The sequence below is a fragment of the Streptococcus uberis genome (assembly GCF_900475595.1).
In the GTDB taxonomy this organism is placed as follows: domain Bacteria; phylum Bacillota; class Bacilli; order Lactobacillales; family Streptococcaceae; genus Streptococcus; species Streptococcus uberis.
Map to the genome: position 1 here is coordinate 525,838 of NZ_LS483397.1, position 22,146 is coordinate 547,983.

The following is a 22,146-nucleotide window of genomic DNA, read 5'->3' on the forward strand; positions in this document are numbered from 1 at the left end:
AACAATAGAAATGAGGTATCAACGATGAAACGTAAGATAAGTCTCTTCTTATTCTTAGCAAGCATTTTTGCTACAACAAATAGTGTCTTTGCTGGAGCAAGACAAATAGGACAACTATCACATTTTCGAATTACACCTAGTTTTAGTGGGACAAGCTATCTGCAGAAAATGAATGATAGTTATTATGTTGTTAATTTGGAATCTAAGAATCCACAAATCAAAGTAAAACATTATCTAGCAAATTCGCAAGGTGTTAGAAGAAGCGATATCGATATGACCTGGACTGGTCAGAGAGGTGTTTACACGAACTTTGCGAAAAGTCATTACATCTATAATTTGAATTTGGCTCGAGAAAACTTCTGGGATAAAGGCTTCTTTATCGATGGGAGTTGGTCTCCAGATTCAAAATAAATTGAATTAAATTAAAATATAACTCATTTGTTATTCCCGATATTTTAAAGGAGAAGTAATGATTACGCTAAAATTATTGCCTTATAAAAAAACTTTTCTCTTAATCTGTTTACTATTTTTTCTCTTAATCTATAATCAAGCTTTCTTTCATATCTTGTTTTTTGATGACAGTGCTGCAGATATTGTCAAAGTTCATGGAGAATCGGTAAAGTTCAAATTTTTTTATGGTCTTTTATCTTTAAATAATGGACTATTTGAATATAATTTTTTCCAATCTTTTATGTTCCCCTTGTTAATGATTGTTATTGGAAAAGCTTATCACTACCTTAAAAATAGGTATTGTCGCTATTATTTGGGCAGGACACAATCCTATTATCCCACAATAAAAAAACTAAAGATTATTTTATCTATACTTAGTGTATTTATTTTTTCCCTTATTTTAGTCTTTATCATTACTGTATCTAAAGGAGTTGGCAAATTTGTTTTAAGTGGAATTGAATATTATTTTAATAACCATTCCATTCTTTCTTTTTTTGGGACAAGTACTATAAATTATCTGATTTATTATTTTTTAGTGAAGTCTTTCGCACTTTTAGCAGAGTCATTCTTAATATTTAAGATGATTGATTATTTCAATAATTTTACAAAATCTGCACTCGTTTATCTTCTATTTATGTGGGGAACAGCTCCCATATTATATTCCTTCTTGCCTTTTTATTTAGTCCCTATTTCCCATATTATGATAACTTCTTATGGCAATGTTTCCTTATGGATGATTTTAGCCTCTTACCTTCCAATTTGTATCTTCTATGCTTATTTAAAAAGAAAAAATGCCTATGATATTACATAAGTTTCGATATAGAGTGATAACGACCATTCTTACTTGGACAATTTGTTTCCTATTGCTAACAACTTACAATGAAAATAAAAATCTAGATTTGATTCATTTAGTGATTAATCAGTTTCTAAATCCACTCTCTTTTTCTCCTGGTCAAAAGTTACACTATTTAACCATTGTTATGCTTTTGGGTCTCTATTTTCTAAGTTTTTTTAGAACTTATCGGGTAATAATGGAAACGGCCAGCACCATAAAAGGAATGCTAAAATATCACTCAAATACACTTTTTTGCTACCAACTATCACTATATAACATTTTAATGGGTTTTTATATCAGAGATTTCATTTATCTGATAGGTTGCATCATTACAAGCTTATTTGTAATCAAACCCACGACTGTTACGATTATGGGCTTGGCCTATCTCGTTTGTATATGGTTTTTAGTCGATACATTAACATACTTTTGGATAGTCTATTTCTGCAATGACCATCTAGCAATTATTCTATTCATTTGTCTTGAAATTATTTTTAGATATATGCTGATGAAACTGTTCCTTGTCGTGGTAGTCGTCACAATCCTATGTCTTATTATTTTGTCTTTAAAGGAGGTTACAGGTGTTAGAAATTCAAAATGGAAGCATAATAAAAGGTAATCGTGTGTTATTAGATGAAATCAGTTTAAAGTTTGAAAATCAGAGAGTTTATGGTCTAGTTGGTATCAATGGTTCAGGAAAAACAATGATTCTCAAGGCTATTACGGGATTTCACCGTTTAACAAAGGGGCTCGTCTATCAAAATGGGACAATCATTGGACCAGGCAACAGAACGATATCAAAGACGGGATTAGTCCTTGGTGATCAAGAATTTATTTCCTATTTTACCCTAAAAGAAAATTTAACATTAATAAAGAAAATATGTCCAAATGCCAAAACAATTGATTTAGAGTATTGGATTAAACTCTTTCAAATTGAAAAGTACCAGGATATTCCTTATAAAGATTTATCTTTAGGAACAAAGAAAAAAATGGTTATTATTCAAGCCTTTATGGATAATCCAGATATTCTGATTTTGGATGAACCCATGAATGCTCTAGATGAAAAAAGTGTGGCAATAACCAAAATGTTGATCAAAAAACAAAAAGAAAAAGGCTTAGTTATTATGACCTCCCACTATAAAAATGATATTGAGGATTTATGTGACACCATCATACATGTACAGGAAGGAAAAATCCTTAAAAAGGATTAATCTTTGATGTGTGAGAAAGTACTAGGAAAAATTTTAAGACTCTTTCTTACAGATTTTAGTAACGAAGAGACTTTAAATTAAAATTCTTTTCAAAAGATGACATTGATTCTCTAATTAATATATCAGACAAACACAGGTTGATGTTAAAAGAATATTTTAATAACATTTTTAAATTAGGGTGGTAAGAATAAAGAGAAACACAGCTTAATGGTTGTGTTTTTTTGTTGACTTAAAATACTGGCAAAAGAATAGAATTAGAGAAGACTCTACAAATTATGATAAATGCCAAAATTTTCAATTGATGAAAAATAAATAAAAAATAATTGATAATAATTAGTTTAAAATGTATAATTGATAATAAAAAATTCAAGAAATTGAATAATACCATTTGTTATTATTCAAAATAATATATGCATTGGAGTTTTAGGTGAATATTTATATACTGGAAGACAATTTAAGTCAGCTATTCTACCTTGAAAAATTGATAAAACAAATACTTTTACAAAAAAATAGGCAAAATTGTAAAGTTAAAACTTTTGAACAACCGAAGGATTTAATAAATAATGTGAAAGAAAGAGGAAATCATCAATTATTTTTTCTTGATATTGAATTAGGTCAAAATGATAAGTTAGGGCTATTAACTGCAAAAAAGATTAAAGAACTTGACCCTTTAGCAATTATAGTATTTATTTCAAGCCATTCAGAGTTTTTGCCTTTAACTTTTAGATATCAAACGGAAGCCTTTGATTTTATTGATAAAAACCTATGCACGAAAGAAAAAATTGAAAGAATAACAAGAGCAATAAATTTTGTTATTAACAATAGTCATTCAATGAAGACTTCATTCTTTTTTGAAAATCAAAATAACATCCTGCAAATTCCTTTTGAAAAAATATTTTTTATTGAAACTTCGTCAGAATCACATCGACTTATCTTGCACGGGAAAAATGAAATTATTGAATTTTATGGAAGTATTTCTGAGGTATTAAAACAAGAACCAAGACTATTAAAATCTCATCGTTCTTATATAATCAACCCAAATAATGTGGTCAAAATTGATAAAAAAGAACGAACTATTTATTTTGAAAGAGGGATAAAGTGTTATGCTTCCCGTTCAAAATTAAAGTTTATTACAAATAGTATCAGTAACATAAGAAAGGAGAAATGAGCTGTTTATCTTCTTAGCAATTTTGGAAAAAATTTGTGACATTGCTGTCCCCATATTTTTATTTTATTTTATTACAAAGAGAAAAATAAAATTTAATGAAGTAGTGATTGGAGTATCAATAAGGCTATTATTGATATTACTATTTGTATTTTTTTATGAAAAATTGATTATTAGTGATATATTTACATATTTATCATTACCTTTATACATGTTTCTTTTTACTTCATATATCTATAAGTTTAATGTGAACCTGTTAACTATCTTTTATGCTCTATTTCCAATTACCTTATGGAATCTTATTTATCGAACTATTGTATTCTATCTATTACCCATTTTGGGAATTACTAATTCATACTTTCAGAAAAGTCTATTATTTCTACCTGTATATTTGTTATCAGTTACAATTTTAGTTTTATTTTTAGAAGCTTTTCATTATGATTTTTCAACGTTTTCAGAACAACAATTCAGTAAACAAGAGAAAAAACTAATAAGATTTGTAAATTTCTTTATGATAACTTACTATTTCATGATTCAGATCATTTCATTTTTTGATTATCAATTAGCAATTGATACTCTATTTTATCGTCAACTTATTGTAACTTTATATTTTTTATTATTTTTAGGTATTTTGAATTCTTTGGACAAGCAAATTAGAGAGAAGCTTCAAAAAGAAATTATTTTTCAAAAAGAAATTCAATTTCAAAACCTTGAAAATTACAGTCGACATGTTGAAGAGTTGTATGATCAGGTACGACATTTTAGACACGATTATGCTAATATCTTATCAACATTAAAGATTGGAATTGAAGAAGATGATATGACTATTGTAAAGGATGTATTTGAAAAAGTTTTAAAGGATTCAAATAGAGAATTGGAAAGTCATAAGTATGATATTACACGATTAGTGAATATCGAAGACAGAGCTCTGAAGAGTTTATTGGCTTCTAAATTTATCCGAATGGAAGAAAAAGGAATAACTGTTTCTCTAGAAATTCCTTATAAAATAACAATTTGTGAGATGGAATTGATAGATTTTATAACGATTGTATCAATATTTATTGATAATGCAATTGAGGAAACATTTTTATCAAAGAACCCTAAGATAACATTTGCATTTTTTGAGGATAGTAATAGACAAATCTGTATCATTGAAAATAGTACTCGAAATAATCAAATTGATATAACAAATATCTTTAATGAATTTGAAACTTCTAAAGGTAAGGGCAGAGGCATTGGACTTTATAAGGTATCAAGAATATTAAAAAAATATCATTCTGTAAATTTAAAGACCCAAAGCCTAGACTATAAATTTACACAAATATTAGAAATTATTTTTGAATAGGAACTATCTTTATCTTGAAAAGTTTCCAATTTTAATTGCTGCATTTTTAGTAGTCTTATTAAAAATAGAATTTATTGTCCGCCACAATGACTTTCCTCCAATTATTTGATTTAATTCCGATTCTGAAAGTGTTGAAAATTGTTTAAAATTATTCATAACATTTATTTTTCCTATCTTATTGTAAAAGATTTTTAAGAATTTAATAATTGATAGTAGGCACCTTTTCTTGAAATTAATTCTTTATGACTTCCCATTTCAGAAATTTTACCTCTATTCATTACAATAATTCGATCAGTTTTCTCAGCGATAGCTAATCGATGTGCTATAAAAATAATGGTTTTATTTTTTAATTTCAAGAGATTATTTATAATCAATTTTTCTGTTTGAATATCCAATCCACTCGTTGCTTCATCTAATATGAGAATGGGAGAATCACTTAACAATGCCCTAACTAAAGCGATTCTTTGCTTTTGTCCTCCAGAAAGGCCAAATCCATCACTGAATTTGGTATTAAATTTGAGTGGCATTTTCTCTATATCTCCTAGTATTGCAGCAATTCGACAAGCTTCCTCAATTTTTTCTTGAGAGATATCTTTATAGATACCAAATGTCAAATTTTCTATTATCGTCCCTGTAAATAAATAGGGTTGCTGTGGTAAATAGTTAATAAAATATCGGATTGTTTTTTTATTAATCTTATCCATATCATAATTATTAATAGTTATTTTACCTTCAGTTGGTTTTTGGAAACCAACAATCAACTTTGCAAGTGTCGTTTTTCCAGAGCCGCTAGTTCCAATTATACAAATTTTTTCTCCCTCCCTAATTGTTAAATTAATATTTTTCAAGAGATCGTGACCAATCCCATATTTAAAGGAGATATTTTTTAAATCTATGGTACGAAGTTTATCAATTTTTAATTTTGTATTCTGATTATTTTCGAATTCTGATTTCTCATAATATACTTCATTAAGTCTGTTATTTGCTTCTTTTGCAGATTGTATCTTATTTTGTAAATTTATTATATTTTCAATAGGAGTAGTGAAGTAAACAAGTAGTGCATTGAAAGTAATTAACTGTCCAATTGAAATTTTTCCAGAGATAACCAATTTTGCTCCAACCCACAAAATAATAACATTTAATATTTGTTGGGTACCTTTTTTTAAAGCACTCTGAAGTACTGTTAATTTTTGTAAACGAAATGATTTTTGTAGGACCTCTCTAAATTCATCATTAATTCTTTTAAAACTTTTTTCTTCACAAGATAGGGCTTTGATAGTTTCTATACCATTTAAATCTTCAATAATTGTTGAACTAACCAATGCATTTGCTTGCATTAATTCTTGATTCATTTTCTTAAATGATTTATAAAAAGATAATATGAGTATGGTATAAATTGGAATTCCAACTAAAGTAATAGTAAATAATATTTTATTTTGAAAAAAGAGTGTCATTCCGACACAAATTGTCATCAAAAAATCCAGAAAAATCGTTAATATAGTTGATGCTATGGCATCTATAATAGAATTAGCATCATTAAATCTAGAGGTTATTTCTCCAGTTCGCCTAGTTGAAAAAAAGGATAAAGGTAATTTAAAAAGATGTTGAATATAGGCTAATATTATATCAATACTTAGTTTTTGATTTAATAGGATAAGTAGGTAATCTCGAAAATAAGTTAATATTTCTTGAAGAATGAAAGTGCTAATTAATCCGAATGTGATGATTTCTAAAGCAGAAAACATTTTATTCGGAATGTAGAAATCTATCGTGGCTTGTAGGTAATAGGAAGATAATATACTTATAAGAGTAATTATTAAACTAATTATTGTTATCAGAAAAATCAGTGTAAGACGCTTACTAATGACTTTTGTATATGATACAGGAGAGAAAAAATTTTGATTTGTAGGAGAGTAATTTCGACTAGGTTTAAAAAGTAGGGCAACCCCAGTCCATTCCTCAGCAAACTTATCCTTTGCCATTTTTACGATTTTAACTGAGGGATCAGGATCTCCAATGAGGAGGTGATTTCTATATGATTTATAAACAATATAGTAATGTGCCAATTCATTATTTTTAATGACATGAACAATTAATGGGAAATCCAAATTTTTAATGTCAAAAAGTGATATATCCGCTTTAATAGCTTTTGTTTTGAAACCAAGTGCGTTTGCTGCATTTATTATTCCAAGAGCTGTAGTTCCTTCGCGTGTAGTATTAGCTAATTGTCGAAAATAGCTAATAGAATAATGTGATCCATAATATTTTGCAATAGAAGCTAATGCCGCCACTCCACAATCATTTTCGTCAACTTGTGAAGTATAGCTTTTGTAATAGTAGAACATAATATTTCCCTTCTAAATATTCCAATATTTACATTATGACAAAGATTTTGCAATGAAAATTCATTAATACCTAAATAACATGATTTAGTATTTATTGAAATATCAATAATAAATTTTGAGCCGTTCAGGCAATAATTGAACCATTTAGGGAAAAATCATTTTTCGAGACTTGAAAGTGATATATTTTGTATATCTCGAGATAAATACTGATATGGAGAAAGGAAATTTTCATAAAAACACTCGAAGATTTTTCAGATTTGAATAATACCTATCTTTGTGAAATTAAAGGTAGGGGAAAAGTTAACTGGGGTAAGGTAGGAACTTGCGCTGCTGGTATTGCTGTTGGAGCTGGTGAAGGGGAATTAGCAACAGCTGGAGGTACTGCTTTCTTAGGTCCATATGCATTTGGAACTGGAGCGATTGGAGCAGTTATAGGAGGAGTTGGTGGAGCGATAACTTGTTAAAAATAATGTAGAAATGAGAAAAATATTGGTAAACCAAAAAAATTAAATAAATTAAGATTAATAAGATTAGTTACAGGACAATTACCCATTTTTTATCTTATTTATTATTTAGTGATAAATCATGATGTGCTTAAGCATGTTTCTTTCCAAAGTGGATTTGTTTTATGTATGATCTTAGTGAACTCAGCAATCTGTAACTATTTTTTTACAAAAGAGATAAGAAAAGAGAAAGTAAAAGAAAACTTGACATCGAACATACTATTTTCTCAATTAATATTTATCGTTATTTTTATTACCTTAGGGATTACTTGTTTTTATCGTTTTTTTTTGTATTGAAAATTTAGTGTTTTACCAAAAAATAATAACAATCATTGTTGGTATTATTTCAATGATTTTCACGGTTTTATTGATTTGGGGAATAAAATATATAGATAAGTCGGATAAACATTAGAGCAAACAAGAAAAAATGTTTGATAACTATAAGATATGACACTTAAAATTATGATAAGTAGTAATTAGTTAGAGGTTACCTGTCAATTTTGAGTGGAATAATAAAGTATTTTAACGAAAATAATATTGGAAAAATTATTATTTCAGAAAAGAAAGGTGGACATTTTGATGAATTCAAATATCGAATTTGATAGTATTGATACAGAATTGCTTGAGAAAGTTATTGGCGGGAAAAATAATTGGCAGGCCAATGTTAGTGGTATTCTTGCAGCAGGTGCAGCAGGCGCGGCAATAGGAGCTCCAGTTTGTGGACTTGCATGTGGATATATTGGAGCAAAGACGGCAATTACATTGTGGGCAGGGGTAACTGGCGCTACTGGAGGATTTAAATAGGAGTATAGTTATGGATAAACATTTGGTACTTTCAAATCAACAATTATTAGATGTGGTAGGGGGGAATGCACCAGGGAATGCAGTATTAGGAGGACTGGGTGGATTGCAAACTGGAATAAAATATTGTAAAGTTCCTCATCCAGTTTTAAAAGGGGTATGCATCGTTGGTTTTACTACTGCAGGGGCATATTTAGCATACAAGGCAAATTAAATGACCTTCACGTTATTCATAATATTATTTTCATGTTTATTACTTTTTATTTTATATGACAGTTTAAAAGCAAAAGAGTTTAGAAAATTATCATCATATGTTGTATTTTTAGTATTTTTCCTATTATTACATAACGAAAAAAAGGTAAATTCTCTTTCAATTTTACTACTCATTTTATTTTTTGACCTCTATAATGAAAATAGAAAAAGATAAATATATTGTTTTCAATATGTTTCTTTTGTTAAAAGGGTTACTTCCGCTTAGTTTGACAACAATCTTAATAATTGTCTTTGGAAATGTATTAAAAATAGATTCTTGGAAATATACGAAATTAATTCTTAGTGCAGTCACTTTTGAATTAGTCTGTTTTCTCCTGTCCAGACCAAAAGATAAACACTATCTTTCATTAAAGGCAACTATCCAAAAATTTTCAACATTTATTAGACAAACAAAATATTTCTCTTCTAAATTCTCAAATATTAATATTTTGACAAAAAATACTTGAAAAATTACTATAATGCCAAAATAACATTTTATTACTTAAATTGAACTTTTAAGTGGTCAAATAATACCGTTTAAGTTATATTTGGACTTTTTAGGAAAAATAAAAAAACTAGCAAAGGAAAAGTGCTAAATTGTATTAGTCTCGAGATAAAAAATATAGGAGGTATTCTAAATGAAAACAAAGAGTAGTAAACAATTCACTGAATTAACAGTGAAAGATCTCTCTGCCGTAATTGGTGGTGCTAAAGGTGTCTGTAAGTATGTTTATCCTGGTTCAAACGGTTATGCATGTCGATATCCCAATGGTGAATGGGGATATATTGTCACAAAAAGTAACTTTGAAGCTACCAAAGATGTTATAGTAAATGGATGGGTTTCTTCATTAGGTGGTGGTTATTTCCACGGAAATAGAGGGTAAACATGAAAATAGATAATAATGAAATTATAAATGATGTTTATAATTTAATTTTAAGTAAATCACTAAAAAATGAAGAACGTGTTATTCTTACAAGATTTAAGGATAATATAGTTAATAGTAAAAATGTAAAAAAAGATATCTTAGAATTATCAGAAGAGTTAAGACAGTTAGCTGTTAAGAACATATCAAGAAAAGAAGTGATGAGTCGTGAACTAAATGAATTTTATAATAAAATTTCAGCCATTAAAGAAAAGGAACTCAACATTGGCAGAGGGATAGGTTCATTTGGTGTAGTAAGGTAGGAACTTGCGCTGCTGGTATTGCTGTTGGAGCTGGAGAAGGGTATATAGCAACAGCTGGAGGTACTGCTTTCTTAGGTCCATATGCATTTGGAACTGGAGCGATTGGAGCAGTTAGAGGAGGAGTTGGTGGAGCGATGACTTGTTAAAAATAATATAGAAATGAGAAAAATATTGGTAAACCAAAAAATTAAATAAATTAAGATTAATAAGATTAGCTACAGGACAAGTACCCATTTTTTATCTTATCTATTATTTAGTGAGAAATCATAATGTGCTTAAGCATGTATCTCTCCAAAGTGGCTTTGTTTTATGTATGATCTTAGTAAACTCTGCAATCTGTAATTATTTTTTTACAAAAGAGATTGAAAAGGAAAAAAGGCTTATGAACATGAGCCAAACTAATCTCGAAACACAAATTACTTTAATCCTTCTTTTTGTGATTTTAGCTGTTCTCTGCTTGTATCGAGTTTTTACTGTCCATGAATTTTATCAACAAGTGATTAGTGGTATTGGATTGATCATTTCTCTAATATTCAGTGGCCTTCTTCTATGGGGGATAAATTTTCTTAAAAATCATAAAAAACAATGACAGATATGAAAACTATTGAATCATGAAAGATTTCGGATAAGGATGCTCAAAGTCAGCTTTTATTAGCTAACTTTGAAATTTTTGAAAGGTAGTTAGATGGATTGGAAATCATTTTGTTTAGGTCTTTTCCTGGGTTTTTTATTACTCAAATGGGATAAGATTTTTATTAAATGACTAAATGCTATAAAGAAAAAAGGTAGTTTTTTAATGTAACAAAAGGAATTAAGTAAAATAGGAGATATTTAGAATGAGTAAAATGAAACAATTTAAGGTATTAAATGAGGAGTTACTGAAAAAGACTCTTGGAGGAACAAATGTTGCACCAGGTATTTATTGTGTTGATAAAAATGGAAAAGCTAAATGTTCGGTCGATTATAAAGAACTTTGGGGATATACAGGTCAAGTTATTGGAAATGGTTGGATTAATTATGGTCCTTGGGCTCCAAGACCTGGTTTTGGAGTGATTATTCCCTAAATAAATTATGTTATAAAAGTATTACTAATTAAATAGATGAAAGTCCTTAAAATGAATAGCAGGTATAGAAATAAAATGGGAACTAAAGAAGAGTTAGTAGTAAATGAATTTAAAAAATTATGTAATGATACGGAATTAAAACATTTTCCTGAGCTAAATACTCTAATCGTCACCTATTATGATAAATTAAATCAAGAAAACAAAGCTTATTTTCGATTGAAGTTAGTGGCAGAGTTGAGTAATGAATTATCTTATTATTTACTAAAGAATCGATTTCAAGCACCGAAATCAGTAATCGACTTTAGTCTTTTAATTGCAAAATCACAATCTCAATTTAGGGGGAAATTAGCAACGTTACAAATGTTAGCTTTTTCTTTAATGAATTCATTAAAATAGTCATTTCAATCCCAAATATAGCGACTAAATTTAGGAAAGTAAGAAAAAATAATTTGTCGATAAATGTAGCAAATTTAATCCTTAGTTCAGTTGTTAAAGAAGAAAGACAACTTTTAATAACATATAACAATCATATTGAGGATTATGAGGATATAGAAAACAGTATGATGAATTTATTCAATGAACGAAGACTATTAGCTGTCAAAAATATATCCTCATAAGAAGTAATGATTAGACACGTCAATGACTTTTATAAAAAATAAGTTCTTACAATAAATGACATAAAAATATTGCGCATGGATTAGGATCCTTAGGAATTGTGGGGTAGAAAATTGTGAAACTAAAAGTTTTTATTCCGATAAGTTTGTCAACCATCTTAATAGTTGTCTTCGGAAATGTGTTAAAAGCAGATTCTTGGACAATTACCAAATTAATTCTTAGTGCTGTCATTTTTGAATTAGTCTGTTTTCTCCTGTCCAGACCAAAAGACAAACACTATCTTGCATTAAAGGCAACTATCCAAAAATTTTCAATATTTATTAGACAAACAAAATATTTCTCGATTTTCTACCTTTTTTTCTTGATTTATGAACTTTGGAATGAGACTAATGTCTTAAATTTATTATTCTATATTCATATCATTTTTGTTTTTTATTCCATTGGATTCATCCTAAGTATGAATAATGTTCAGATGAAAGAGTAAAAAATGTTTGTGGTAGTTTTGTCTAATTAATAGAGCAGTGATTAATCGCTTTATCAATCATATTTTGGGAAATGAATTCTCTGGTTTTATAAGATAGTAAACCATTAAAGGAGTAGCTTATGTCAGATTTAAAATGGTTTTCAGTTGGTAAAGATAGAAAAGAAGAAGCAGTGACAATTCTTGATTTGTTGATAGCTTTGCATGCTCAAGGGAATAATCCTAGTCAGCGTTTTGTTAAGGTTTTGCGTCAATACCGCGATGAACTGCAATCAAATGGGACTTCGGTACCTTTAATTCTCAGTCGAATGAATGTTAAACTTGCTTCTGTCCTTAAAGAAGATAAGATTTCCTTAACTTCTCAAGAGTCTGACTATTTGAAACAATTGCGGGCGATTTCCAATATCCGCTATGGTTATTAGATGATATATTTATTTCACAAAAAACAGGCAAGTCATAACTTATGGGCTTGCTTTTTCATTACTCAGCTCTCCTTTTATCATGTTATAATAGGTGTAATGATGGAAATCAATGTCTAAAGAAACAAGAGTGTTAGTCAACATTTTGGATTAAAAAATAATGACTTGAACAAGGAGGAAGCATGCCAGAATTACCTGAGGTTGAGACAGTTCGTCGTGGCTTGGAAAATTTAATTATTGGGAAAGAAATCGCATCGGTGACTATAAAAGTGCCTAAGATGATTGTTTCCAATCCTGATACTTTTGCTGGCGATTTGATGGGGCAAGAAATTCTTTCTATTGGTCGCCGTGGTAAGTATTTGATTTTTCATTTCAGTGATTTAGTGATGGTTTCTCACCTACGCATGGAGGGGAAGTACTTGCTTTTTGAGGGCGGCATTCCGGAAAATAAGCATTTTCATTTCTTTTTCCATTTCACAGATGGCTCAACCTTGGTTTATCAGGATGTGCGTAAATTCGGCACCCTGGAACTGCTTGCTCAGGATGGGCTTGATTTGTACTTCAGTCAGAGGAAGCTTGGTCCTGAGCCGACGAAAAATGCCTTTAAACTTAAAGCCTTTGAGGCTGCTCTGCGATTGTCCAAAAAGCCAATTAAACCTTTACTTTTGGAGCAGAAGTTGGTAGTTGGTTTGGGGAATATTTATGTGGATGAGGTTCTTTGGGCGGCCCAGGTTCACCCTTTGCGGCTAGCATCAGAATTGAAAAAAGCTGAAGTAAAGAGGATTTACGATCAGACTATTGCCATTTTGGCTTTCGCTGTTGACAAAGGTGGTTCGACTATTCGGACTTATCAAAATACCCTAGGGATGAATGGTTCTATGCAAGACTATTTGCAGGTATATGGTCAAAAGGGGTCTCCTTGTCCACGTTGTGGGACAGAAATTGAGAAAATTAAAGTTGGAGGGAGAGGGACACATTTTTGTCCCAAGTGTCAAAAAATATGACGGTTATCGGAATTACAGGAGGAATAGCCTCTGGGAAATCAACTCTTGTGAAAGCCATTAGGGAAGCTGGTTTCAAGGTTATTGATGCTGACCAAGTGGTTCACGATTTACAGGCAAAAGGGGGGCGCTTGTATGAGGCTTTGGTGCAAACTTTTGGTCAGGGTATTTTGACATCTGATGGTCATTTGGATAGACCTAAGTTATCGGAGATGATTTTTTCCAGTCCAGAAAACAGGGAACTCTCATCAAGCATTCAAAATCATATTATTCATGAGGAATTAGCAAAGGCAAAGGACACATTAGCTGCTACAGAGGCTATTTTTTTCATGGATATTCCCTTATTAATTGAGTTGGGCTACCAAGAGTGGTTTGATGCTATCTGGTTGGTCTATGTGTCTCCTGATGTGCAAATTCAACGTTTGATGTCCAGAAATCATTACAGTAAAGAACAGGCTGAAAAACGCTTGGCGACGCAATTACCGATGGACCAAAAGAAAAAGTTTGCAGATGTCATCATTGATAATAATGGGTCTATTCAGGACTTAAGGGATCAGCTCGATCAGGCTCTAAAAGGACTAAAATAGGAGGATAAAATGGCATCTTTTATACCTATGACACCTTGGACGGGTAAACATTTGTGGTCCTTAGAACCCGTATCTCTTCTGGTTTTAGTTTTGGGATTAATACTATTTGGATTAGGGGAATCTTTTTTAGTCTTAGCTAACTTCGGTTCTGCCCCTTGGACAATCCTATCACTGGGGCTCTCGCAAACAACGGGTATGCCCCTTGGTTGGATGACTTTATTGATTAGTAGTCTTATCATGCTCTTATGGGTACCTTTGCACATCAAGCCTGGCTTAGGGACGGTCCTCAACATTCTCATTATTGCTTTTGTCATCGGTGAAGTGGTATCACATGTTCAACCGCCACAATCTTTACTTTTAAGGGTAACGCTATTAATAAGTGGTGTCTTGCTGGTTGGTATTGCTTCAGCTTTGTATTTAACCTCTCATAAAGGAGCAGGTCCCAGAGACGGACTTCTAGTTGGGCTTTGTTTGGCGACAGGCTGGCGTGTAGCTATTGTACGTACATTGCTAGAAGGGACAGTGTCTCTCATCGGTTGGTTTTTTGGAGGCCCCTTAGGTATAGGGACCCTCTGTTTTGCTTTTGGAGTTGGCTGGGCCATGCAATTGAGCTTATGGTTCTTGTCCAAGTTTTACAAAGCCTTAAATGTAGGTAACTAGCAGTGCTAGTAGAAAGCATTTTCACCAGTTTATGATATAATTGATTTAAATATTATAGTTTCAAAATGAAGTCTGACCTTCATCTTGTAAAGTACAGAAAAGAGGGTAATAATGGCAACCGTTACAATTGCGAAAGGAAATCAACCTGTTGATATCCAATTGAATATGCTTAATCGTCATGGCTTGATTGCAGGAGCAACCGGTACAGGTAAAACTGTAACCCTTAAAGTCTTAGCAGAACAGTTGAGCCTTTCTGGAATCCCAGTTTTTTTAGCCGATATTAAAGGGGATTTAAGTAACCTAGCAAAAGCTGGTCAAGTGACTGAAAAACTACAAGCCCGTCTTGATAAGTTGGGAATCTCAGATTACCAAGCTCAAGCTTTTCCAATTCGTCTTTGGGATGTGTTTTCTGAGGCTGGCCAACCTGTCCGTACGACGATTTCTGAAATGGGTCCATTGATGTTAGCCCGACTAATGGATTTGAATGATACGCAAACAGGTGTTTTAAATATTGTGTTTAAAATTGCTGATGAACGCGGCTGGCTTTTAATTGATTTAAAAGATCTTCAAGCAATTTTAAAAGAAGTTTCTGATCATTCCAGTGCCTATTCAGGTCAATATGGTAATATTGCAAAACAATCAATTGGGGCAATTCAAAGAAATCTATTGACCTTGGAACAAGAAGGTGCAGACCTTTTCTTTGGTGAACCTGCCCTTGATCTTGCGGATTTTATTCAATTGGATGTTGCTAGTGGACAAGGGGCAATCAATGTCTTAAATGCAACCAAACTCTTTAATTCACCAACCTTATATACCACTTTTTTACTTTGGATGCTTTCAGAACTTTATGAGTTACTTCCAGAAGTTGGTGATCTTGATAAGCCTAAAATGGTCTTCTTCTTTGATGAAGCGCATTTACTATTTAAAGATGCTCCCAAAGTATTTTTGGAAAAAGTCGAACAAATTGTCCGTTTAATCCGTTCTAAGGGCGTTGGTATTTTCTTTGTGACACAAAACCCACTTGATTTACCGGAAACTGTTTTGGCTCAATTAGGGAATCGTATTCAACATGCCCTTAGAGCTTATACGCCTAAAGAGCAAAAGGCAGTTCGCGTAGCGGCTGATACTTTCAGACAAAACCCAGATTTAGATGTGGCTACTGTGATTACGGAATTGGAAGTTGGTGAAGCTTTAATCTCTGTTTTAAATGAAAAAGGTCAGCCAAGTGTTGTTGAGCGTGCTTATATCATGCCACCTAGAAGCAGTTTTGAACAATTAACGGATGGGGAGTTACAAACATTAGTTCAATCATCACCTTTTGCAAGTAAATATGGTCAAGCCATTGACAGAGAATCTGCTTTTGAAAAATTAGCCCAAAAAGTTTTGGGAGAAGAAAAAGCTGCTCAAGAAGAGGCATTGAGACTTGAACAAGAAAAAGCAGCCAAAGAAGCTGCTAAAGAACGAGAAGCCGCTGACCGCCAAGCGCGTCGTTCTATGGGTCGTCCACGTAAAACAGTTGTCGAAAAAGCAACTGACGCCTTTATCAGTACGACTGTTCGTACCATTGGCCGTGAGTTGGTGAGAGGTTTGCTTGGTTCATTACGGAAATAAGCTGTTACCCTTTCCTTATCACTTTTGTTGAAAATGTGTTATAATGGTCGGAGCAGTTTTGAAAGAAGTGATGTCCTATTAGTAAAAATGTAGTAACAAAAGTAAATTGGAAACAAAATTTGAAAGTGGCTTGGCTCGGTACCTTTTTTACTGGGGCAAGCTTTTCGCTTGTCATGCCATTTATGGCTCTATATGTTGAAGAACTTGGTGTCGCTAAGAATCAAGTTGAGTGGTATGCCGGACTAGCTGTTGCTATTTCTGCCTTTGCTTCGGCTGTTTTTGCGCCGATATGGGGCCGTTTGGCCGATCGCTATGGTCGAAAACCAATGATGATTCGAGCTAGTTTGATGATGACTTTCACAATGGGGGGCTTAGCCTTTATCCCAAATGTCCAATGGTTATTAGTCCTAAGACTTCTAAATGGTATTTTTGCTGGCTATGTGCCTAACTCAACAGCTTTGATTGCCAGTCAAGTGCCTCGAGATAAGTCAGGCTATGCTCTGGGGACCTTGGGAACTGGTGTTACGGCAGGTATGCTAATTGGTCCCTTAATTGGCGGAGTGTTGGCCGAAATGTTAGGCATTCGTTTAGTCTTCCTTTTGGTTGGTCTTATCCTCTTACTGTGTACGTTTTTAACGGTTTACTTTGTCAAAGAAGATTTTGAACCGGTCAATAAAGCGGAGGTTGTTCCGACGCGTCTTATTTTAAAGCAGGTTAAGAGTCGGAAAATCATGCTTAGTCTTTTTGTCACAAGTATGATTATTCAGATTTCAGCCCAATCTATTGCCCCGATTTTACCTCTGTACATTCGTCATTTAGGACAAGTTCATAACTTGATGCTTATATCTGGTCTCATTGTTTCTGCAATGGGAGTTTCGAGCCTTCTAAGTAGTTCTACTTTGGGAAAACTTGGGGATAAGATTGGCAATCATAGGATGTTATTACTGGCTTTAGCTTATAGTTTTATCATGTATTTCTTTAGTGCCTTAGCTACAACTAGTATCCAATTAGGAGTGTTACGTTTTGCCTATGGATTTGGTGTGGGGGCTTTGATGCCAAGTATTAATTCCCTATTAACACGTATGACGCCAAGAGAAGGCATTTCCAGAATATTCTCCTTTAATCAAATGTTTATGAATATTGGTCAAGTAATAGGTCCTTTTATTGGTTCTAATGTGGCCATCCTCTTTGGCTATCGTTCGGTCTTTTTTGTAACAAGTGCCATTGTCTTTATCAATCTAATCTGGTGTATGATTAATTTTAGAAAATATCTTAAAGTTAGGGAAATTGCGTGAGAGTAAAAATCAATTTAAAGTGTAGTGAATGTGGTAGTAAAAACTACCTGACCAGTAAAAATAAAACGACACATCCTGATAAAATCAAGGTTCCTAAGTACTGTCCAAAAGAGAGAAAAGTAACCCTACATGTTGAATCTTAAAGGGATTTATGTTAGAATGATTGAGACTATAGTGGAGGAAAGAATATGTACAACTTACTACTGACAGTATTGCTTGTTTTATCAGTTTTACTTGTGATTGCAATCTTTTTGCAACCTCAAAAAAATCCAAGCAGTAATGTTTTTGATAGCAGTGGTTCAGAAGCCTTATTTGAGCGTACCAAAGCTCGTGGTTTTGAAGCATTCATGCAACGCTTTACAGCAATTCTAGTATTTTTCTGGCTAGCTATTGCACTTGTGCTTGCCGTATTATCAAGTAAATAAGGAGTGAGCTTGACAGAGTTAGTCTAGCTCATTTTTTTATGATAGACTCCCTATATTGACAGAAATAGAAAAAAGGTATTATGAGAGAAAACATTATTCAGTATCTAAAGGAACATGGAAAATCGGATATCAATACGATTGCTGCTGCTTTAGATATGGCTGGAGCTAAAAAGTTTCCAAGCTTAATTAAAGAAATTTCCCAAATGGAAAGCAAAAGGTTGTTGCGCTTTTCAGATGACGGTACGATTGCACTTCGAAAGCCGAAGGAAGAAAAAAAAGAGATTACTATACAAGGCGTTTTCCGAGCAAACAAGGCAGGCTTTGGTTTTTTACATGTCAATGATGATGAAGACGACATGTTTATAGGTCGCAATGATGTTGGATATGCCATTGATGGTGATACAGTTGAGGTTATTGTCAAAAAAACAGGTGACCGACTAAAAGGGACAGCAGCCGAGGCAAAAGTCGTTGGCATTGTTGAGAGATCCCTTCAAACAGTTGTCGGAAAATTTATTTTAGATGATGAAAAGCCTAAATATGCTGGGTATATTAAGTCTAAAAATCAAAAAATACAACAGAAGATTTACATCAAAAAGGAACCTGTACTCTTAGATGGAACTGAAATTATCAAAGTTGATATTGAAAAATACCCAACTCGAGGACATGATTATTTTGTTGGAAATGTCCGTGATATTGTGGGACATCAAGGGGATGTCGGTATTGATGTATTGGAAGTTTTAGAATCCATGGACATAGTCTCAGAATTTCCTGATGATGTTCTTGCTGAAGCTAATGCGATTTCCGATTCTCCAAGCTCCAAAGACTTAATCGGTCGCGTCGATTTACGTCAAGAAATAACCTTTACAATTGATGGCGCTGATGCAAAAGACTTAGATGACGCAATCCATATCAAGCCTTTGGGCAACGGCAACTATGAATTAGGGGTTCATATTGCGGATGTTTCTTATTATGTCACTGAAGGCTCAGCCTTGGACCGCGAAGCGGTGGCACGTGGGACCTCAGTCTACGTTACAGACCGTGTGGTACCAATGCTGCCAGAACGTTTATCTAATGGCATTTGCTCATTAAATCCTAATGTGGATCGCCTAACCCAGTCTGCCATTATGGAAATTGATTCCAATGGACGTGTCCTTAATCACCAAATTTGTCAGTCTGTGATTAAGACGACATATCGGATGACTTACAGTGCCGTTAATGACATGATTGCTGGAGATCAGGAAAGCCTTGAAACTTATGCTGCAATAGCTGAATCAGTGGAACATATGGTTAAACTTCACAAGATTTTAGAAAAGATGCGTGTCAAACGAGGGGCGCTCAATTTTGATACCTCTGAAGCTAGAATCATTGTCAATGATAAAGGGATGCCGGTTGATATTGTTGTTCGACAACGTGGAATTGCAGAGCGGATGATAGAGTCCTTCATGTTGGCAGCAAATGAGTGTGTGGCAGAACATTTTGCCAAAGCTAAGCTTCCATTCATATACCGTATCCATGAAGAACCTAAAGCTGAGAAACTGCAAAAATTCATTGATTATGCTAGTGTTTTTGGCATTCAAATTCAGGGATCTGCCAATAAAATTACCCAAGAAGCCTTGCAAAACTTTATGGCTAAAGTAGAAGGGAAACCTGGTGCGGAGGTTCTTAATATGATGTTATTAAGGTCAATGCAACAAGCCCGTTACTCTGAAAATAATCATGGTCACTATGGTTTAGCTGCTGAATACTATACCCATTTCACGAGTCCGATTCGTCGCTATCCGGACTTATTGGTTCATCGTATGATTCGTGACTACACACAAGCTACTGAGGATAAACGTGATCACTTTGCACAAGTTATCCCTGAGTTAGCATCATCATCATCTCGTTTGGAAAGACGTGCCATCGATGCGGAACGTGTAGTAGAGGCAATGAAAAAAGCGGAATATATGGAAGAATATGTTGGTGATGAATTTGACGGTATTGTTGCTAGTGTTGTCAAATTTGGACTCTTTGTTGAATTGCCAAATACCATAGAGGGACTAATTCACATCACTAGCTTACCAGAATATTATCAATATAATGAAAGAACAATGACTCTTCAAGGTGAAAAATCTGGAAAAGTCTTTAAAGTTGGTCAAGCAATTCGGGTTAAATTAACAAAGGCAGATAAAGAAACAGGCGATATTGACTTTGAGTATCTACCGAGTGAATTTGATGTGATTGAGAAAGTGAGCAAAGAGACGAAATCTAAAGCTCATAATCATAAAGGACCACGACATCAGAAAAAAACTCCTAAAACCGAACAAGAGGAGAAAGCAGGTTCTAAAAAAAGAAAATCAAGAAAACCTTTTTACAAAGATGTCGCAAAAAAGAAAAGTCGTAAAAGGAGTTAAGTATGGCAAAAGGCGAAGGTAATTTACTCGCACAAAATAAGAAGGCTAGCCATGACTATCATATCGTTGAGACTATTGAAGCGGGGATTGTGTTAACAGGGACTGAAATTAAAAGTGTCCGAGCTGCCCGCATTCAACTAAAGGATGGCTTTGCACAGATTAAAAATGGTGAAGCTTGGTTAATAAATGTTCACATTGCCCCATTTGAGCAAGGGAATATCTGGAATGCAGATCCTGAGAGAACACGAAAACTATTGCTCAAAAAACGTGAAATTAACCATCTTGCAAATGAATTGAAAGGGACAGGGATGACCCTGATTCCCTTAAAAGTTTACCTAAAAGATGGTTTTGCCAAAATCTTACTAGGTTTAGCGAAAGGTAAACATGATTATGATAAACGTGAGTCAATAAAACGACGCGAACAAGACCGTGACATTAAACGAGTGATGAAAAGCATTAATGCACGCTAAAAAGAGCTCCCAATTCATTTTGGGAACTCTATTTTTTTTCTTTAACGATATAGACAGGTCTTTTTTTAGTTTCTAAGAATATTTTTGAGATGTATTTACCAATAATCCCCATGCAGAAAAGTTGAATTCCCCCCATAAATAAGATAATGGAAACTGTACTAGCCCAGCCAGATACAGGGTCATCAAAGAGGAGCTTACGGACAACAATAAAGATGATGGCTAATAGGGAAAGAAGAAAGCTAAGGGTGCCTACCCAGGTTGCTAGTGCGAGTGGTACTTCCGAGAAATTGATAAAGCCATCTAAAGAATAGCGGATTAAGTCAAAAAAATGCCATGATGTTTTGCCCTTTTGCCGTTCACGGTTATCATAACTGATATAAGTCGTTTTGAAACCAACCCAGGAGAAAATACCTTTTGAAAAGCGATTTACTTCCCCAAGTTCCAGAATGCTTTCAAGGACCTGTCGGGTCATCAAGCGGAAATCTCGAACCCCATCGATCATTTCAGTGTCTGATATTTTTGCAATAAGGTAATAAAACAGTTTTGAGCAGATAGACCTAATAAAGGGTTCCCCTTTGCGGTTGATTCTTCGCGTACCAACCACGTCATAACCTTTTTGCAATTGTGCATACATCATTGGAATTAATTCTGGTGGATCCTGTAAATCAGCATCCATAACGGTAATGTAATCTCCTTTTGCTTCCTCTAACCCGGCTAATAGCCCAGCTTCTTTCCCAAAATTTCTTGAAAAAGAAAGGTAGTGAACATTGGCATGATTTGCATGTAATTGTCTTAGAATGTCTAGAGTCTTGTCTTTTGATCCATCATCAATAAAAATATACTCAAAAGTTAAGTCTTGTGTCATGGCATGCTCGATGACCTGCATCTGTTTAAAAAAAATCGGTATTGTTTCTTCCTCGTTAAAACAGGGAACAATGATTGATAATAATTTCATAGTCGCACTTTCATCTTTTTTGTCTATTGACAAATTGTAACATAAAAAGGTCTTGAATGAAAAGAAAAGGAGAGACCGAA

25 protein-coding genes and 1 pseudogene are annotated in these 22,146 nt (G+C 33.1%); 23 read left to right on the top strand and 3 right to left on the bottom strand.

The window, feature by feature from the left end; translation table 11 throughout:
- Positions 1 to 24: 24 nt before the first annotated feature.
- The 6 genes and pseudogenes from DQM95_RS03000 to DQM95_RS03030 all read left to right on the top strand — a co-directional run bounded on the left by DQM95_RS03000 (position 25) and on the right by DQM95_RS03030 (position 5,003).
- A complete protein-coding gene (locus tag DQM95_RS03000) occupies positions 25 to 411 on the top strand; it encodes a hypothetical protein (protein ID WP_012658025.1) in 387 nt (128 codons plus the stop codon).
- A 58-nt stretch (positions 412 to 469) separates the two neighbouring features.
- Positions 470 to 1,261, top strand: a complete 792-nt coding sequence (locus DQM95_RS03005) for a hypothetical protein (RefSeq protein ID WP_111685933.1) — start codon at positions 470 to 472, stop codon at positions 1,259 to 1,261.
- A 602-nt stretch (positions 1,262 to 1,863) separates the two neighbouring features.
- Entirely contained in the window at positions 1,864 to 2,493 is a 630-nt protein-coding gene (locus tag DQM95_RS03015; RefSeq protein WP_012658028.1) for an ATP-binding cassette domain-containing protein, read from the top strand.
- Between the two features lie 45 nt (positions 2,494 to 2,538).
- Positions 2,539 to 2,678: pseudogene (locus DQM95_RS10205) on the top strand (DNA mismatch repair protein MutT); the annotation flags it as partial.
- A gap of 242 nt (positions 2,679 to 2,920) precedes the next feature.
- Positions 2,921 to 3,661, top strand: coding sequence for a response regulator transcription factor (locus DQM95_RS03025; RefSeq protein WP_012658029.1), 741 nt, complete (start codon positions 2,921 to 2,923; stop codon positions 3,659 to 3,661).
- 526 nt (positions 3,662 to 4,187) lie between these two features.
- Positions 4,188 to 5,003 carry a sensor histidine kinase gene (locus DQM95_RS03030; protein ID WP_170123120.1) on the top strand — a complete coding sequence of 272 codons (816 nt, stop codon included), beginning with the start codon at positions 4,188 to 4,190 and terminating at the stop codon, positions 5,001 to 5,003.
- Positions 5,004 to 5,012: 9 nt separating this feature from the next.
- Here DQM95_RS03030 and DQM95_RS10210 read toward each other — a convergent pair whose 3' ends face one another.
- Together DQM95_RS10210 and DQM95_RS03040 are read right to left on the bottom strand one after the other, a co-directional pair.
- Positions 5,013 to 5,159 carry a ComC/BlpC family leader-containing pheromone/bacteriocin gene (locus DQM95_RS10210; RefSeq protein ID WP_080502297.1) on the bottom strand — a complete coding sequence of 49 codons (147 nt, stop codon included), beginning with the start codon at positions 5,157 to 5,159 and terminating at the stop codon, positions 5,013 to 5,015.
- A 35-nt stretch (positions 5,160 to 5,194) separates the two neighbouring features.
- The gene (locus DQM95_RS03040) at positions 5,195 to 7,348 is read right to left on the bottom strand and encodes a peptide cleavage/export ABC transporter (protein ID WP_012658032.1); all 2,154 of its coding nucleotides are present in this window, start codon (positions 7,346 to 7,348) and stop codon (positions 5,195 to 5,197) included.
- A 281-nt stretch (positions 7,349 to 7,629) separates the two neighbouring features.
- Between DQM95_RS03040 and DQM95_RS03045 the strand changes: the two genes are divergently transcribed.
- The 17 genes from DQM95_RS03045 to smpB all read left to right on the top strand — a co-directional run bounded on the left by DQM95_RS03045 (position 7,630) and on the right by smpB (position 21,111).
- Entirely contained in the window at positions 7,630 to 7,812 is a 183-nt protein-coding gene (locus DQM95_RS03045; RefSeq protein WP_111686027.1) for a ComC/BlpC family peptide pheromone/bacteriocin, read from the top strand.
- Between the two features lie 618 nt (positions 7,813 to 8,430).
- Positions 8,431 to 8,655 (top strand): Blp family class II bacteriocin, encoded by a 225-nt coding sequence (locus tag DQM95_RS03050; protein WP_046388584.1) that lies wholly within the window; start codon positions 8,431 to 8,433, stop codon positions 8,653 to 8,655.
- Between the two features lie 10 nt (positions 8,656 to 8,665).
- Entirely contained in the window at positions 8,666 to 8,866 is a 201-nt protein-coding gene (locus DQM95_RS03055; protein ID WP_012658034.1) for a hypothetical protein, read from the top strand.
- 676 nt (positions 8,867 to 9,542) lie between these two features.
- Positions 9,543 to 9,788: a garvicin Q family class II bacteriocin gene (locus tag DQM95_RS03065; protein ID WP_012658036.1), complete on the top strand. Its 246-nt coding sequence runs from the start codon at positions 9,543 to 9,545 to the stop codon at positions 9,786 to 9,788.
- 2 nt (positions 9,789 to 9,790) lie between these two features.
- Entirely contained in the window at positions 9,791 to 10,090 is a 300-nt protein-coding gene (locus DQM95_RS03070) for a bacteriocin immunity protein (RefSeq protein ID WP_012658037.1), read from the top strand.
- A gap of 836 nt (positions 10,091 to 10,926) precedes the next feature.
- Positions 10,927 to 11,154 (top strand): bacteriocin, encoded by a 228-nt coding sequence (locus DQM95_RS03080; protein ID WP_012658038.1) that lies wholly within the window; start codon positions 10,927 to 10,929, stop codon positions 11,152 to 11,154.
- Between the two features lie 75 nt (positions 11,155 to 11,229).
- Entirely contained in the window at positions 11,230 to 11,550 is a 321-nt protein-coding gene (locus DQM95_RS03085; RefSeq protein ID WP_111686028.1) for a bacteriocin immunity protein, read from the top strand.
- Positions 11,551 to 12,372: 822 nt separating this feature from the next.
- The gene (locus tag DQM95_RS03100; RefSeq protein ID WP_037592378.1) at positions 12,373 to 12,672 is read left to right on the top strand and encodes a bacteriocin immunity protein; all 300 of its coding nucleotides are present in this window, start codon (positions 12,373 to 12,375) and stop codon (positions 12,670 to 12,672) included.
- A gap of 179 nt (positions 12,673 to 12,851) precedes the next feature.
- Positions 12,852 to 13,673: a DNA-formamidopyrimidine glycosylase gene (mutM, locus tag DQM95_RS03105; protein ID WP_037592377.1), complete on the top strand. Its 822-nt coding sequence runs from the start codon at positions 12,852 to 12,854 to the stop codon at positions 13,671 to 13,673.
- Complete coding sequence (gene coaE, locus DQM95_RS03110) at positions 13,670 to 14,257, top strand: dephospho-CoA kinase (protein WP_012658043.1); 588 nt, start codon at positions 13,670 to 13,672, stop codon at positions 14,255 to 14,257. The genes mutM and coaE overlap by 4 nt, the downstream gene beginning before the upstream one ends.
- Positions 14,258 to 14,266: 9 nt before the next feature.
- A complete protein-coding gene (gene yczE, locus DQM95_RS03115) occupies positions 14,267 to 14,917 on the top strand; it encodes a membrane protein YczE (RefSeq protein ID WP_037592376.1) in 651 nt (216 codons plus the stop codon).
- Positions 14,918 to 15,028: 111 nt separating this feature from the next.
- Positions 15,029 to 16,528 carry a helicase HerA-like domain-containing protein gene (locus DQM95_RS03120; RefSeq protein WP_012658045.1) on the top strand — a complete coding sequence of 500 codons (1,500 nt, stop codon included), beginning with the start codon at positions 15,029 to 15,031 and terminating at the stop codon, positions 16,526 to 16,528.
- A gap of 125 nt (positions 16,529 to 16,653) precedes the next feature.
- A complete protein-coding gene (locus tag DQM95_RS03125) occupies positions 16,654 to 17,823 on the top strand; it encodes a multidrug efflux MFS transporter (RefSeq protein WP_331813044.1) in 1,170 nt (389 codons plus the stop codon).
- Positions 17,820 to 17,966: a 50S ribosomal protein L33 gene (gene rpmG / locus DQM95_RS03130; RefSeq protein ID WP_012658047.1), complete on the top strand. Its 147-nt coding sequence runs from the start codon at positions 17,820 to 17,822 to the stop codon at positions 17,964 to 17,966. The genes DQM95_RS03125 and rpmG overlap by 4 nt, the downstream gene beginning before the upstream one ends.
- Before the next feature lie 45 nt (positions 17,967 to 18,011).
- Positions 18,012 to 18,248: a preprotein translocase subunit SecG gene (gene secG, locus DQM95_RS03135; RefSeq protein ID WP_012658048.1), complete on the top strand. Its 237-nt coding sequence runs from the start codon at positions 18,012 to 18,014 to the stop codon at positions 18,246 to 18,248.
- A gap of 80 nt (positions 18,249 to 18,328) precedes the next feature.
- A complete protein-coding gene (rnr, locus tag DQM95_RS03140) occupies positions 18,329 to 20,641 on the top strand; it encodes a ribonuclease R (RefSeq protein ID WP_170123121.1) in 2,313 nt (770 codons plus the stop codon).
- A 2-nt stretch (positions 20,642 to 20,643) separates the two neighbouring features.
- Complete coding sequence (smpB, locus tag DQM95_RS03145; RefSeq protein WP_037592373.1) at positions 20,644 to 21,111, top strand: SsrA-binding protein SmpB; 468 nt, start codon at positions 20,644 to 20,646, stop codon at positions 21,109 to 21,111.
- 28 nt (positions 21,112 to 21,139) lie between these two features.
- On the opposite strand, the gene DQM95_RS03150 is transcribed toward smpB, so the two are convergent.
- The gene (locus DQM95_RS03150) at positions 21,140 to 22,066 is read right to left on the bottom strand and encodes a glycosyltransferase family 2 protein (RefSeq protein WP_037592371.1); all 927 of its coding nucleotides are present in this window, start codon (positions 22,064 to 22,066) and stop codon (positions 21,140 to 21,142) included.
- Between the last annotated feature and the right edge of the window lie 80 nt (positions 22,067 to 22,146).

Coding starts and splice junctions, on each gene's coding strand:
- DQM95_RS03005 (WP_111685933.1), top strand. CDS start 470: ATGATTACGCTAAAATTATTGCCTTATAAAAAAACTTTTCTCTTAATC.
- DQM95_RS03030 (WP_170123120.1), top strand. CDS start 4,188: ATGATTCAGATCATTTCATTTTTTGATTATCAATTAGCAATTGATACT.
- coaE (WP_012658043.1), top strand. CDS start 13,670: ATGACGGTTATCGGAATTACAGGAGGAATAGCCTCTGGGAAATCAACT.
- DQM95_RS03100 (WP_037592378.1), top strand. CDS start 12,373: ATGTCAGATTTAAAATGGTTTTCAGTTGGTAAAGATAGAAAAGAAGAA.
- DQM95_RS03120 (WP_012658045.1), top strand. CDS start 15,029: ATGGCAACCGTTACAATTGCGAAAGGAAATCAACCTGTTGATATCCAA.
- mutM (WP_037592377.1), top strand. CDS start 12,852: ATGCCAGAATTACCTGAGGTTGAGACAGTTCGTCGTGGCTTGGAAAAT.
- DQM95_RS03065 (WP_012658036.1), top strand. CDS start 9,543: ATGAAAACAAAGAGTAGTAAACAATTCACTGAATTAACAGTGAAAGAT.
- DQM95_RS03000 (WP_012658025.1), top strand. CDS start 25: ATGAAACGTAAGATAAGTCTCTTCTTATTCTTAGCAAGCATTTTTGCT.
- DQM95_RS03050 (WP_046388584.1), top strand. CDS start 8,431: ATGAATTCAAATATCGAATTTGATAGTATTGATACAGAATTGCTTGAG.
- DQM95_RS03055 (WP_012658034.1), top strand. CDS start 8,666: ATGGATAAACATTTGGTACTTTCAAATCAACAATTATTAGATGTGGTA.
- DQM95_RS03080 (WP_012658038.1), top strand. CDS start 10,927: ATGAGTAAAATGAAACAATTTAAGGTATTAAATGAGGAGTTACTGAAA.
- rnr (WP_170123121.1), top strand. CDS start 18,329: ATGAGAGAAAACATTATTCAGTATCTAAAGGAACATGGAAAATCGGAT.
- secG (WP_012658048.1), top strand. CDS start 18,012: ATGTACAACTTACTACTGACAGTATTGCTTGTTTTATCAGTTTTACTT.
- DQM95_RS03085 (WP_111686028.1), top strand. CDS start 11,230: ATGGGAACTAAAGAAGAGTTAGTAGTAAATGAATTTAAAAAATTATGT.
- DQM95_RS03150 (WP_037592371.1), bottom strand. CDS start 22,066: ATGAAATTATTATCAATCATTGTTCCCTGTTTTAACGAGGAAGAAACA.
- smpB (WP_037592373.1), top strand. CDS start 20,644: ATGGCAAAAGGCGAAGGTAATTTACTCGCACAAAATAAGAAGGCTAGC.
- DQM95_RS03070 (WP_012658037.1), top strand. CDS start 9,791: ATGAAAATAGATAATAATGAAATTATAAATGATGTTTATAATTTAATT.
- DQM95_RS03040 (WP_012658032.1), bottom strand. CDS start 7,348: ATGTTCTACTATTACAAAAGCTATACTTCACAAGTTGACGAAAATGAT.
- DQM95_RS10210 (WP_080502297.1), bottom strand. CDS start 5,159: ATGAATAATTTTAAACAATTTTCAACACTTTCAGAATCGGAATTAAAT.
- yczE (WP_037592376.1), top strand. CDS start 14,267: ATGGCATCTTTTATACCTATGACACCTTGGACGGGTAAACATTTGTGG.